15 protein-coding genes are annotated in these 12966 nt (G+C 60.1%); 11 read left to right on the top strand and 4 right to left on the bottom strand.

All coding sequences use genetic code 11. From position 1 onward, the window contains the following. Positions 1–79: 79 nt before the first annotated feature. The 7 genes from cysE (at position 80) to JL39_RS20445 (ending at position 6168) form a co-directional block, all read left to right on the top strand. Complete coding sequence (gene cysE, locus JL39_RS20415) at positions 80–904, top strand: serine O-acetyltransferase (protein ID WP_037154922.1); 825 nt, start codon at positions 80–82, stop codon at positions 902–904. 119 nt (positions 905–1023) lie between these two features. Further along, positions 1024–1227, top strand: a complete 204-nt coding sequence (locus tag JL39_RS20420; RefSeq protein ID WP_037154925.1) for a DUF3126 family protein — start codon at positions 1024–1026, stop codon at positions 1225–1227. Positions 1228–1504: 277 nt separating this feature from the next. Continuing rightward, positions 1505–1855 carry a phasin family protein gene (locus JL39_RS20425; protein ID WP_037154928.1) on the top strand — a complete coding sequence of 117 codons (351 nt, stop codon included), beginning with the start codon at positions 1505–1507 and terminating at the stop codon, positions 1853–1855. A 255-nt stretch (positions 1856–2110) separates the two neighbouring features. Beyond that, on the top strand, positions 2111–2464 hold the full coding sequence (gene clpS, locus JL39_RS20430; RefSeq protein WP_037155352.1) for an ATP-dependent Clp protease adapter ClpS: 354 nt from the start codon (positions 2111–2113) through the stop codon (positions 2462–2464). A gap of 10 nt (positions 2465–2474) precedes the next feature. Next, entirely contained in the window at positions 2475–5003 is a 2529-nt protein-coding gene (gene clpA / locus JL39_RS20435; protein ID WP_037154931.1) for an ATP-dependent Clp protease ATP-binding subunit ClpA, read from the top strand. Between the two features lie 83 nt (positions 5004–5086). Further along, positions 5087–5833, top strand: a complete 747-nt coding sequence (locus tag JL39_RS20440) for an AzlC family ABC transporter permease (RefSeq protein ID WP_037154933.1) — start codon at positions 5087–5089, stop codon at positions 5831–5833. Further along, complete coding sequence (locus tag JL39_RS20445; RefSeq protein ID WP_037154936.1) at positions 5830–6168, top strand: AzlD domain-containing protein; 339 nt, start codon at positions 5830–5832, stop codon at positions 6166–6168. The genes JL39_RS20440 and JL39_RS20445 overlap by 4 nt, the downstream gene beginning before the upstream one ends. On the opposite strand, the gene JL39_RS20450 is transcribed toward JL39_RS20445, so the two are convergent. From JL39_RS20450 to JL39_RS20465, 4 genes are read right to left on the bottom strand one after another with little or no spacing between them, the layout of a single operon-like run. After that, a complete protein-coding gene (locus tag JL39_RS20450) occupies positions 6165–6596 on the bottom strand; it encodes an HIT family protein (protein ID WP_037154939.1) in 432 nt (143 codons plus the stop codon). The two genes, JL39_RS20445 and JL39_RS20450, sit on opposite strands and share 4 nt — an antisense overlap. A 27-nt stretch (positions 6597–6623) precedes the next feature. Then, on the bottom strand, positions 6624–7817 hold the full coding sequence (locus JL39_RS20455; RefSeq protein ID WP_037154941.1) for a GNAT family N-acetyltransferase: 1194 nt from the start codon (positions 7815–7817) through the stop codon (positions 6624–6626). Positions 7818–7824: 7 nt separating this feature from the next. After that, positions 7825–8562 carry a glycerophosphodiester phosphodiesterase gene (locus JL39_RS20460; RefSeq protein WP_037154944.1) on the bottom strand — a complete coding sequence of 246 codons (738 nt, stop codon included), beginning with the start codon at positions 8560–8562 and terminating at the stop codon, positions 7825–7827. Continuing rightward, positions 8559–9029, bottom strand: a complete 471-nt coding sequence (locus JL39_RS20465) for a RidA family protein (protein WP_037154946.1) — start codon at positions 9027–9029, stop codon at positions 8559–8561. Before JL39_RS20465 ends, JL39_RS20460 begins: the two co-directional genes overlap by 4 nt. A 157-nt stretch (positions 9030–9186) precedes the next feature. Here JL39_RS20465 and JL39_RS20470 point away from each other — a divergent pair, with 157 nt between their 5' ends. The 4 genes from JL39_RS20470 (at position 9187) to tsf (ending at position 12872) form a co-directional block, all read left to right on the top strand. Further along, positions 9187–9972 carry a cell envelope integrity EipB family protein gene (locus JL39_RS20470; RefSeq protein WP_244446935.1) on the top strand — a complete coding sequence of 262 codons (786 nt, stop codon included), beginning with the start codon at positions 9187–9189 and terminating at the stop codon, positions 9970–9972. Positions 9973–10102: 130 nt separating this feature from the next. After that, positions 10103–10795 carry a pentapeptide repeat-containing protein gene (locus JL39_RS20475; RefSeq protein WP_244446932.1) on the top strand — a complete coding sequence of 231 codons (693 nt, stop codon included), beginning with the start codon at positions 10103–10105 and terminating at the stop codon, positions 10793–10795. 214 nt (positions 10796–11009) lie between these two features. Continuing rightward, complete coding sequence (gene rpsB / locus JL39_RS20480) at positions 11010–11777, top strand: 30S ribosomal protein S2 (RefSeq protein ID WP_037154952.1); 768 nt, start codon at positions 11010–11012, stop codon at positions 11775–11777. Between the two features lie 168 nt (positions 11778–11945). Further along, entirely contained in the window at positions 11946–12872 is a 927-nt protein-coding gene (tsf, locus tag JL39_RS20485) for a translation elongation factor Ts (protein ID WP_037154955.1), read from the top strand. Positions 12873–12966: the final 94 nt, after the last annotated feature.

Raw genomic sequence — 12966 nt, forward strand, 5'->3', positions numbered from 1 at the left:
GGAATGCGATTTGCGAGCCGTTGGTCTTCCCGTAAACTTGTTTTATATAAGCTCTCTCACGGCAAACGAGGAGACGGCCATGGGCGCAAGAAATGAAGTCCGCCAGAAGGAGCCGGTCACGTCGGTGGATCCCATCTGGGATACGTTGCGTGAGGAAGCCCATGCGGCAATCCAGCAGGATCCGCTGCTTGCCGCTTTTCTCTATTCCACGGTGCTGAACCATCGGTCGCTTGAAGAATGCGTCGTGCATCGCATCTGCGAACGTCTCGACCATCCCGACCTCCAGGCTGTGCTCCTGCGCCAGACCTTCATGGAAATGCTGGATGATTGGCCGGAATGGGGCGCGATCCTGCGCGTCGACATCCAGGCTGTCTACGACCGCGATCCCGCCTGCCTGCGTTTCCTGGAGCCTGTGCTTTATTTCAAGGGTTTCCATGCGATCCAGACGCACCGGCTGGCGCATTGGCTGCTCAATCGCGGCCGCCGCGACTTCGCGCTTTATCTGCAGAGCAGGTCTTCCAGTGTCTTTCAGACGGATATCAATCCGGCTGCCCGGATCGGCAAGGGCATTTTCCTCGACCACGCCACCGGCCTTGTCGTCGGGGAGACGGCGGTGATCGGCGACAATGTCTCGATCCTCCACGGCGTGACGCTCGGCGGCACCGGCAAGGAAGGCGCCGACCGGCATCCGAAGATCGGCCATGGCGTGCTGATCGGCGCCGGGGCGAAGATCCTCGGCAATATCGAGGTCGGCTCCTGCTCGCGCGTTGCCGCCGGCTCAGTCGTCCTGAAGCCTGTTCCGCCGAAATCGACCGTCGCTGGCGTGCCGGCCAAAGTGGTCGGAGAAGCAGGGTGTTCCGAGCCGGCCCGGCTGATGGATCAGCTCCTGGGTTCGGACATCTGAGCTTTCCTGCCGCACTTTCATCATAGGAAAGAGCGGCAGGGTCGCATTCTGGCGGCTTTACTTTCGCCTTTGTCCCGTGCCAAAAGCGCCCCAACTTGGAACCGCTGACGGAGAGAAGTGTGAAACCGGACGAAATCAAGAAGCTCGATGCCTATTTCAAGCGCGTGCTCAATCCGCAGATCGTCGTAAAGGCGCGTCCGCGCAAGAATGATTCCGCAGAGGTCTATATCGGCGACGAATTCCTGGGCGTCATCTATGTCGACGATGAGGACGGTGACCGCTCGTACAACTTTTCGATGGCCATCCTCGACGTCGACCTGTGATCGCCGGAAATCTTGAAAATCTCGAAGGCGGGCCTTGCGCCCGCTTTTCGATTGCGGCTCTTTGCCACTGTCGTTAAAAGAAAATAAAAGCCCGACCATTCCGCAGTGGTTGTGGCAAGCTGATATATCATCGCGAAATCATTGCGCTGAATCGATCTCTGCATTTGCATATATGGCGATGCAACCAAGGATAGTTTTGCGCTGCACAAATCATCCTTGACTTTTGTCGGCCGCCCTTCTTTTATCAGCGCATCCGAATAGAACAGGGGACCGTGCTATGTTCAACTTCGATGAAGCCAGCAAGAAGAGCAAGGAAGCGATGGATGGAATGCTGAAGGGTTATTCCGAAGCCGCCAAGGGTTTTCAGGCGATTGCCACGGAAGCCAGCGAATATTCCAAGAAGTCGTTCCAGGACATGACGGCTTTCATGGAGGCGTTTGCTGCAGCCCGCAGCATCGATGCCGCCTATGACCTTCAGACCAAATACGCAAAGTCAGCCTATGAAGGCTTCATCGCCGAGGCGGCCAAGATGGGCGATATGTACGCCGATCTCGCGAAGTCGGCCTACAAGCCCTACGAGGCGCCCATTGCCAAGTCGACAGCCGTAAAGACCGCAAACGCCGCGTGAGGACAATACGGCCTTTCGAGGCGACACCTTCCAACCGAAGGCCGGCGGCATTCAATGCTGCCGGCCTTTTTGATTCAGGCCAAGGCGGAAAACCTCAATTTTCCGCATCTTCGACGATCTCTCTAGCGGAATAGTGATTGCGCGGGCGCACAGGGGGCTTAAAATCGGCTTTCAATGAACTAAGTTAGGAAGTCTGAAGTCTGGTCGATCGGCCATTCGCTGAACCATCGCCGGACGACTGGGGAATGAATGAAGATGATCGCACTGCCGATCTTGATGCAACGCGAAAAGGGTGGCGACGGAGAAAACGCGGGCCGCGGAACCTCGGTCATCACCCGTACGAAACCAAAGACCAAGCGGCCCAATCTCTACCGCGTACTCCTGTTGAATGACGACTATACCCCGATGGAATTCGTCATCCACATTCTGGAGCGTTTCTTCCAGAAGGACCGGGAGGCTGCGACACGCATCATGCTCCATGTCCACAACCACGGCGTGGGCGAGTGTGGAATATATACTTACGAAGTAGCGGAAACCAAGGTGTCCCAGGTCATGGACTTCGCCCGGCAACACCAGCATCCGCTGCAATGTGTCATGGAAAAGAAGTGAGGAACCCGACGTGCCAACATTTTCGCCTAGTCTTGAAAAGGCGCTGCATCAGGCACTGACCTTCGCGAACGAGCGGCATCACGAATATGCCACGCTCGAGCACCTGCTTCTGGCGTTGATCGACGACGCCGATGCAGCGGCGGTCATGGGCGCTTGTAACGTCAATTTGGAAGCCCTGCGCAAGACCGTCACGGATTATGTCGATAACGAGCTCGCCAACCTCGTCACCGGATACGATGAGGATTCGAAGCCGACCTCCGGCTTCCAGCGCGTAATCCAGCGCGCGGTGATCCACGTCCAGTCGTCCGGCCGCGAGGAAGTGACCGGTGCCAACGTTCTCGTCGCGATCTTCGCGGAACGGGAAAGCCATGCGGCCTTCTTCCTGCAGGAGCAGGAAATGACCCGTTACGACGCGGTCAACTACATCTCCCACGGCATCGGAAAGCGTCCGGGCTCCTCCCAGGCCCGTCCGCCGCGCGGCGCCGAAGAGCCGGATTCCGACGCCAAGCCCTCGTCCCGCGAACAGGAGGAGGGCTCGGCAAAGAAGCCGCAGGATGCGCTGAAGGCCTATTGTGTCAACCTCAATGAAAAGGCGCGTGACGGCCGCATCGATCCGCTGATCGGCCGCAATGCCGAGGTCAACCGCACGATCCAGGTGCTGTGCCGGCGCTCCAAGAACAACCCGCTTTACGTGGGTGACCCCGGCGTCGGCAAGACGGCGATCGCCGAAGGTCTCGCCAAGCGCATCGTCGAAGGCAAAGTGCCGGAGGCGCTCGCCGACGCGACGATCTTCTCGCTGGACATGGGCACGCTGCTCGCCGGCACGCGTTATCGCGGTGATTTCGAGGAGCGCCTGAAGCAGGTCGTCAAGGAGCTTGAGGAATACCCGGGTGCGGTTCTTTTCATCGACGAGATCCACACCGTGATCGGCGCCGGCGCCACGTCCGGCGGTGCGATGGATGCCTCGAACCTGCTGAAGCCGGCTCTGTCGTCGGGCGCGATCCGCTGCATCGGCTCGACCACTTACAAGGAGTACCGCCAGTTCTTCGAAAAGGACCGGGCACTGGTCCGCCGCTTCCAGAAGATCGACGTCAATGAACCGTCGATCGATGATGCGATCGAGATCATGAAGGGCCTGAAACCCTATTTCGAGGACTATCACAAGCTTCGCTACACCAACGAGGCGATCAAGTCCGCCGTCGAACTGTCGGCACGCTACATCTCCGACCGCAAGCTGCCGGACAAGGCGATCGACGTGATCGATGAGACCGGTGCGGCGCAGATGCTGCTGCCGGCCTCCAAGCGGCGCAAGCTGATCACCGAGAAGGAAATCGAAGCGACGATCGCCACCATGGCCCGTATCCCGCCGAAAACCGTTTCCAAGGACGACGAGATGGTTCTCGCCAACCTGGAAAAGGAGTTGCGTTCGGTGGTCTATGGACAGGACAACGCGATCGAGGCTCTGTCGACGTCCATCAAGCTCGCCCGGGCGGGCCTGCGTGAACCGAACAAGCCGATCGGCTGCTATGTTTTCTCCGGCCCGACCGGTGTGGGCAAGACGGAAGTCGCCAAGCAGCTTGCTGCTTCGCTCGGCGTGGAACTCCTGCGTTTCGACATGTCGGAATATATGGAACGCCACACGGTCTCGCGGCTGCTCGGTGCGCCTCCCGGCTATGTGGGCTTCGATCAGGGTGGTTTGCTGACCGACAGTGTCGACCAGCATCCGCACAGCGTGGTCCTGCTCGACGAGATCGAGAAGGCGCATCCGGATATCTACAATATCCTGCTGCAGGTCATGGATCATGGCTCGCTGACCGACCACAACGGCAAGAAGATCGACTTCCGCAATGTCATCCTGATCATGACGACCAATGCGGGCGCATCGGAAATGGCCAAGGCCGCGATCGGCTTCGGCTCGTCCAAGCGTACCGGCGAGGATGAGGAGGCACTGAACCGTCTGTTCACGCCGGAATTCCGCAACCGCCTCGATGCGGTGATCCCGTTCGCCTCGCTGCCGACGGAGGTCATCCATCAGGTCGTGCAGAAGTTCGTCATGCAGCTCGAGACGCAGCTTTCGGAGCGCAACGTCACCTTCGATCTGCATGAGGATGCGGTCGCCTGGCTGGCCGACAAGGGTTACGACGAGAGGATGGGCGCCCGCCCGCTCTCGCGCGTCATCCAGGAGCATATCAAGAAGCCGCTGGCGAACGAAATCCTGTTCGGCAAGCTGCGCAAGGGCGGCGTGGTTCGCGTCACCGTTGGCAAGGACGAGGATGGCAAGGACAAGCTGGTCCTCGATGCCATCCCCGAAGCGACGCCTGTGAAGCCGAAGCCGGAAGCCGAGGTGGAAGAGGCGACCGAAGAAGCCGAAGCCAGGGCGTCCAAGCCGAAGGCCTCGAAGAAGTCCTCGCCCAAAGGCAAGGACGGTTCGGCCAAAGCGCGGGCCATGGCCGAAGCGGATGTGATTGCTTCGGAAGAGGCGCCGAGAACACCGCCGCGCAAGGGCAGCATCGTACCGCGTGTGCCGAAGAGTAAGTAAGACTTTTAGATGGAACACTTGCGATGCCGGGCCTGTCCCGGCATCGTCGTTTTATGACTCGCCTTTTCCCCGCCGGAAGCCCGATGTCCCCAGAGAGTGACCGTAGCGCCCTGTCCTGGTTCTTCACCGGCATGCGGGGCATGATTTCCCTGCCGGCATTGATCCTCATGACCTCCATTGTCGGGTTCAGCGCCTTCGCGCTCGAATCCGGGCTGACCCGGGCGGAGGCGGTGTTCATGTCCTTCGCGATCTGGGCGCTTCCGGCCCAGGTGATCCTGGTCGGCACCATGGCGAGCGGCGCCAATATCGCTGCTTGCTTCCTGGCGGTTACGCTTTCCTCGATCCGCATGACGCCGATGGTCGCCTCGGTCATTCCGGAAATACGGACACGCCGCACGCCGACATGGGCACTGTTGATCCTCTCGCATTTCATCGCCATCACATCCTGGGTCTTTGCGATCACCACGCTGCGCAACGTGCCGCGCGAATATAGGGCGATCTATTTCGCCGGTTTCGGCGTCACGCTCACGACATGCGGCACGCTGGTCGTGGCGACCTTCTACGGCATCGCATCGAGCTTTCCGCCGGTCGTCGCTGGCGTGCTCTTCTTCCTGACGCCAGTCTATTTCAACGCGTCGATCTGGGCGAGCGCCCGCCAGCCGGTTGTGAAGCTTGCTTTTGTCATGGGCGTCGTGCTCGGCCCGCTCCTGGCGCTGATAACACCGGAATTCGACGTGCTTTATGCCGGCATCGGCGGCGGCACGATCGCCTATCTCATCGACAGGATCCGCCGGAAGAAGAAGCGCCGCGACGCAGGAGGCATGCGATGATCGAGGACTATTGGACCTTCATCGTCATCGCGGTCGCCGGATTCCTGGCGACCGACATCTGGCGCTGGTTGGGCGTCGTGGCAGGCAATCGGCTGAACGAGGAATCCGAGGCGCTTTATTGGGTGAGGGCGGTGGCGACCGCGCTGGTCATGGCCGTCACTGCAAAGCTGATCGTCTTCCCGAACGGCATGCTCGCCGACACGCCGCTATGGCTGCGGCTGGGTGCAGCCGGCATCGGTTTTGCCGTCTTCCTGGTGACCGGCCGCAAGGTCGCAGTCGGTGTCGCCATGCCGATGGGGCTGCTGATTGCCGGCCTCTGGTGGATCGGGGTTTAGTTTCCCAATACGCCGATGATCTTTTCGGCATTGGCGGCAAGTACGTTACCGTCTTCCATTTGTCCCGAATGAGGCTTGAGCGGCAGCCCTTCGTAGCGCGGGATGACGTGAAAATGCAGGTGATAGACGGTTTGGCCCGAAGCCGGCTCGTTGAACTGGATGACGGTGATGCCGTCCGCCTCGAAGGCCTCCTTGGCAGCCCTAGCGAGTTTCTGCACGACCGGCATCAGTTTGGAGAGAACCGCCGGGTCGGCATCGAGGATATTGCGCGACGGCGCCTTGGGAATGACGAGAAGGTGGCCGGGGGATTGCGGCATCACATCCATGAAGGCGAGCGTATCGTCATCCTCGTAAATCCGGTGGCAGGGAATTTCGCCGCGCAGGATTTTGCCGAAGATGTTGTTGGGATCGTAAGCCTGGCCGCTCATCGTTATGTCCTCTCCTTGAATTTCTGATCAGTCTTCCTGCTGGCGCTCGCCCTTGCGGAAGGGCGCATGCTCGGAAAGATATTCGTTCATATATTCCACTTCTTCCCGTTCGCGCTCCAGATAATCGGCGACCGCGCGGCGCAGCCCAGGATGGGCGATATAGTGCATGGAATGGGTGGTGACAGGCATATAGCCGCGCGCCAGCTTGTGTTCCCCTTGCGCACCCGCTTCGACGCGCTTGAGCCCCTTGGCGAGTGCGAAGTCGATCGCCTGATGGTAGCAGACCTCGAAATGCAGGAAGGGATGGTCTTCGATACAGCCCCAGTGGCGGCCGAAGAGCGTATCTCCGCCGATGAAATTGATCGCTCCGGCGATGTATTTTCCCCCGCGCTTCGCCATGACCAGCAGGATGTCTTCCGCCATGCGCTCGCCGACCAGCGAATAGAATGTGCGGGTGAGGTAAGGGCGGCCCCATTTGCGGCTGCCGGTATCCATGTAGAAATCGAAGAACTGGTCCCAGATATCCTCTGTGAGATCGCTTCCGGTCAGCCAGTCGATGGTGATGCCGTTCTCGACCGCCGCACGCCGTTCCTTCTTCAAGGCCTTGCGCTTGCGCGATGCCAGCGTTTCCAGGAACGCGTCGTGGTTTGCATAGCCGTCATTGATGAAGTGGAACTGTTTGTCGGTGCGGTGCAGGTAGTCGGTCTCTTCGAATGCGGCGAGCTGGTCTTCGGCGATGAAAGTCACATGCGCGGAAGATATCCCGAGCTGGCGCGTCACCTCCTGGAGACCTGCGGCCAGCGCCAGTTCCGTAGAAGCCTTGTCGTAGCCGGAGGCGGCGAGGAGCCGCGGCCCGGCCGCGGGGGTGAACGGCACGGAACATTGCAGCTTCGGATAATAACGTCCGCCGGCGCGCTCGAAGGCGTCGGCCCAGCCGTGGTCGAAGACATATTCGCCCTGGCTGTGGCTCTTGAGATAGCCCGGAACCGCGCCGATCAACGCGCCTTGGTCGTTCTCCAGCAGGAGATGGTGCCCGAGCCAGCCGGTCTTGGCAGTAGCCGAGCCGGATTCCTCCAGCGACGAGAGGAAGGCATGGGAAAGGAAGGGATTGTAAGGCACCTCGGCGGATGAAGCCCTGGAGGTGCCCGAAAGGCGCGACCAGCTCGTCTGGCTGATCGCGCAGAAGGATTTTTCGATGCGGATCGTGAGATTGCCGGTCATGCTCTCTTTACTGGGAGGGGGAGGAGGCCTCCCGTGGATCGAAACCTTCGAAGGTCATCTGGTCCGCATATTTATAGGTATGTTCGACACCGTTTGCATCCCTTACCGTCCAGGTAATGACCGGAATTCCGGCCGCTCTCTGAGCTGTGATAAAACTGTTCGGCAGGTGGGGGTAGTGATAAGAGATGAAATCGAGGCCAAGTTGCATGGCCTCGTCATGCCGGAAGAATTCCTCCGGCTTGTCGCCCATGGCGGTGAGGCCGAGCGGGTAGGGGGAGCCAGCCCTCTTCAGGTCTTGCAGGATATGGTGGTCGAAGCTCATCAGCGCCACCTGACCCCGGTAGCCTTCGAGCACTTCGAGCACCGTCTCGGCAAAGCCGTCGTCCTCGCCTTCGCCTGTCCGCCCCTTGATCTCGATGACGAGCGGCACCTTGCCGGCGACAAGATCGAGCATCTGCTTCAGCGTCGGCACCTTGTCCTTCGTGCCTCCGACGGCAAGCAGCCCGAGTTCGGCCGCGGTCTTTTCGCGCACGTCGCCCTTGATGCCGCAGAGCCTTTCGAGGTCATGGTCGTGGAAGATCACCGGCACGCTGTCGGCGGCGAGCTGCACGTCGCATTCGATCGCAAAACCGGCCTCCACGGCGCGGGCGAAGGCGGAGAGCGTGTTCTCCCACACCTGATGATTCATGTCGTGATAGCCTCGATGGGCGACGGGAACATCCTTGATCCAGGCAGCAGAGGTCATGCTTCGATCTCGATGATGGCGTCGACTTCGACGGTGGCGTTGAGCGGGAGGGCAGCCATGCCGACGGCGGCACGCGCATGCTTGCCGGCATCTCCGAGCACATTGGCGAGGAGGTTGGATGCTCCATTCATGACGATGTGCTGCTCGGTGAAATCCGGCGCGGAGGCGATGAAGCCGTTGAGCTTCAGCACGCGGCGAATCCTGCCGAGATCCCCGCCGAGCGCGGCTTTCGCCTGGGCGAGAATGTTGATGGCGCAAAGCTCGGCAGCGCGCTGAGCCGCAGGCACATCCACGTCGCGCCCGACCAGTCCGGTCACGGCAACCTTGCCCCCTTCGATGGGCAATTGGCCGGAAAGATAAAGCGTATTGCCGCTGATCGTATAGGGCACGTAGTTGGCGGCGGGGGCTGCAGCAACGGGGAGGGTAATCCCCAGCTCCTTCAATCGGCCGTCAATGGCTTCGGTCATTTTCAACTCCCGTTTGTTGTAAATTCTTCAAAAATCCTGCATCAAAGCCATAGCTTGGCCGGATGGCGTTCTTATAACACCCCGGACTGAGTCCAACAGGAGAATGTGCATGCTGCGAATGAGCCTCGGTGTGATCCTTGCCGGCGGTGCGAGCCTCATGGCAGCCACCTCCGCGGATGCAAATACCGACAGCGCCGCCCTGGCGCTTGTGCCGCATCGGGCCATTTACGATCTGAAGCTGAAAGATGCGTCCGAACGTTCCGGCATCGAAGGCATGTTCGGCCGCATGGTCTATGAGTTCACCGGTTCCGCCTGCACCGGCTTCTCCACGAATTTCCGGCTGGTCACCAGGATCGACACCGGCGAGGAAACGCGCCTCAGCGACCAGCAGACCACGACCTTCGAGGACATGTCCGCTCGCCAGTTCCATTTCGAGACCAAATCCTTCACCGATGAACAGCTCGACCGGCAGGTGAGCGGCGATGCGAGCGTCGCGGAAAAAGGCGTCAAGGTCGAGATCACCCAGCCGGACGGGCGCGAGGTCGACCTGCCTGCCAGCGATTTCCCGACCGGCCATATGCTGGACGTCATCCGGAATGCCAAGCAAGGCAAGCATTTCTTCGAGGCACGGGTATTCGACGGTTCGGAAAACGGCGATCAGGCGCTGTTGACGACGACCGTGATCGGCAAGCCGCAAACCCCGCAAAAGGATGACGCCGATGCTGACAAGGCCGGCGAATTTTCCAGGACGCCCTTCTGGCCGGTGACGATCGCCTATTTCAACGAGGCCACGCAGGGCGATCCCATGCCGGTCTACAACATGTCGTTCAAGCTCTACGAGAACGGCATCACCCGCGACCTCACCATGGACTATGGCGACTTTGTACTCTCGGGAAGCTTGGTAAAGCTGGAAATGCTCGGTAAAACGGATTGCAAACCGTGATGTCTTGCTGCAGCGATTTGCGTGTTCCCAGGTGAAATTCGATCGTGGTCCCTGTATCATACGTAAACGGTTGAATGATCCTGATCGGTATGGGGGACAGGCTTTGGTAACTGCGCGCGAATTGGTCGTTTTGGCGGGTATCTTGTTGCTGCTGACTGCAGCGGGAGGGCTCGTGGCGAGCCCGGCGCAGGCCCAGGATTGTCGGACAAGTCCTTTCGCGGGTGTGGACTGGCATGGATGCGGCAAGAAGAACCTCATGTTGGACGGCAGCGATTTCGTCCAGGCAAATCTTGTCGATGTCGATTTCAGCTATACGGACCTGCGCAACTCCAATTTCGTTTCCGCCGATCTTACCAAGGCGACGCTCGTTCGGGCGGCGCTCGCCGGTGCGCGTGCCGACAGGGCGAATTTTCAAAGAGTGGAGGCCTATCGGGCGGGATTTCAGGACGTCCGTGCGAATGACGCATCCTTTATGGCTGCAGAATTGCAACGCGCCGATTTTTCCCGGGCTGAGCTGGAAAATGCGAATTTTCAGAAAGCCGATCTGAGTCGGGCCATTTTCGACAAGACCGTGCTCACCGGTGCGAACTTTTCCTATTCCAATCTGTCGCGTGCCGATCTGACGACAGCCGTTTTCGAGGGGGCAATCAATTTCGAGGACGCCTTCTTTTTTCTGACGCGGATAGAGGGCGTGGATCTTTCGGCGGCGATCGGTCTCGATCAGCATCAGGTGGACATAGCCTGCGGCAATGCCGCTACCAAACTTCCGGCCGGTTTGGTTACGCCCAAGAAATGGCCTTGCGCCGAAGCCGAGAAGGACTGAAGCCCGACGGGCGCGCCGCCTCACGGCGTTCCGCAAGGTTCAAGCTTTTTTCGCCATACCCTTGCATTTCCGGCAAATCGAATGTATGGCCAGCCGCATTCCACACGTAGGGCATGGGATCGTCCGGGAGAAATCCGGGCTTTTCCGCCGGTGGCATTCCCGAAGGGTTTGCTGATCGCCTTGCGGAGGTTCAACCGGAAAAGGAGAAAAAGGCATGGCATTGCCTGATTTCAGCATGCGCCAGCTTCTGGAAGCTGGTGTTCACTTCGGCCACCAGACCCACCGCTGGAACCCGAAGATGAAGCCGTACATCTTCGGCGATCGTAACAACATCCACATCATCGACCTCGCACAGACCGTGCCGATGCTGTCGCGCGCCCTGCAGGTCATCAGCGACACCGTCGCCCGTGGCGGCCGCGTTCTTTTCGTCGGCACCAAGCGCCAGGCTTCGGAACTGATCGCCGACAGCGCCAAGCGTTCGGCCCAGTATTACGTCAACTCCCGCTGGCTCGGCGGTATGATGACGAACTGGAAGACGATCTCTAACTCGATCCAGCGCCTGCGCAAGCTCGACGAGATCCTGTCTTCGGAAGCATCGGGCTTCACCAAGAAGGAGCGCCTGAACCTCGAGCGCGAGCGCGAGAAGCTTGAAAAGGCTCTCGGCGGTATCCGCGACATGGGTGGCACGCCGGACCTGATGTTCATCATCGATACCAACAAGGAAAAGATCGCCATCGACGAAGCGAAGCGCCTGGGCATCCCGGTCGTCGCCATCATCGATTCGAACTGCGATCCGGACCTCATCGATTACCCGATCCCGGGCAATGACGATGCCTCGCGCGCCATCGCTCTTTATTGCGACCTGGTTGCCCGCGCTGCCATCGACGGTATTGCCCGTCAGCAGGGTGCTTCTGGCCGCGACGTCGGCGCTTCTGCCGAAGCCCCGATCGAGCCGGCGCTGGAAGGCGAAGCCGAAGCTTGATTTCTCATGGAGAGGCGGCGCTCAAGCCGCCTCTTTCCCCCGTCCCGGAACCGAGACCGGGCGGTGTGGATCGAAACATCACGCTGTCATACTCCGGGTATAATCGTCCCGAAATCCATGCGCCCGCCAACCCGGCTGGGCGCTAAATGAATCGACAAGAGGTAAACAATGGCCGAAATCACAGCCGCAATGGTCAAGGAACTGCGCGAAAAGACCGGCGCAGGCATGATGGACTGCAAGAAGGCGCTTGCTGAAACCAATGGCGACATGGAAGCGGCAATCGACTGGCTGCGCGCCAAGGGCATTGCCAAGGCCGACAAGAAGTCCGGCCGCACTGCAGCCGAAGGCTTGATCGGCATCGCCAGCGCTGGCACCAGGGCCGTCGCCGTCGAGATCAATTCCGAAACCGACTTCGTCGCCCGCAACGACGCCTTCCAGGGCCTCGTCCGAGGCGTTGCCGAAGTGGCGCTTTCGACCGAGGGTTCTGTCGACGCGATCGGTGCTGCGACCTATCCGGCGTCCGGCAAGTCCGTTGCCGACACGATCAAGGACGCGGTTGCGACGATCGGCGAAAACATGAATCTTCGCCGCGCTGCGCTGCTCTCCGTCGAGGATGGCGTCGTTGCGACCTACATCCACAACGCGGTTGCCGACAGTCTCGGCAAGCTCGGCGTTCTCGTCGCGCTGAAGTCGACCGGTAACAAGGACGCGCTCGCCGCCATCGGCAAGCAGGTCGCGATGCACATCGCCGCAACCGCGCCGCTGGCCATCCGTGCCGAGGAAGTCGATCCGGCCGTTGCCGAGCGTGAACGCAACGTCTTCATCGAGCAGTCCCGTGCTTCCGGCAAGCCGGACAACATCATCGAGAAGATGGTCGAAGGCCGCATGCGCAAGTTCTTCGAGGAAGTCGCGCTTCTTTCGCAGGCTTTCGTCATCAATCCGGACCTGACCGTCGGCGCTGCCATCAAGGCTGCCGAGAAGGACGTCGGCGCCCCGATCGAAGTAACCGGCATGGCACGCTTGCTGCTCGGCGAAGGCGTCGAGAAGGAAGAAACGGATTTCGCGGCGGAAGTTGCCGCAGCCGCCAAGGGCTGATTAAGCTCTTTAGCAAAAGCCGACAAAACCGAAGGGCACCGGGTGACAAGCCGGTGCCCTTCGTGTATCCGCAAGCCGTTTCCCTCCGCAGGCA

Origin of the sequence: Rhizobium sp. YS-1r, assembly GCF_000757525.1 — a bacterium.
Lineage (GTDB): Bacteria > Pseudomonadota > Alphaproteobacteria > Rhizobiales > Rhizobiaceae > Neorhizobium > Neorhizobium petrolearium.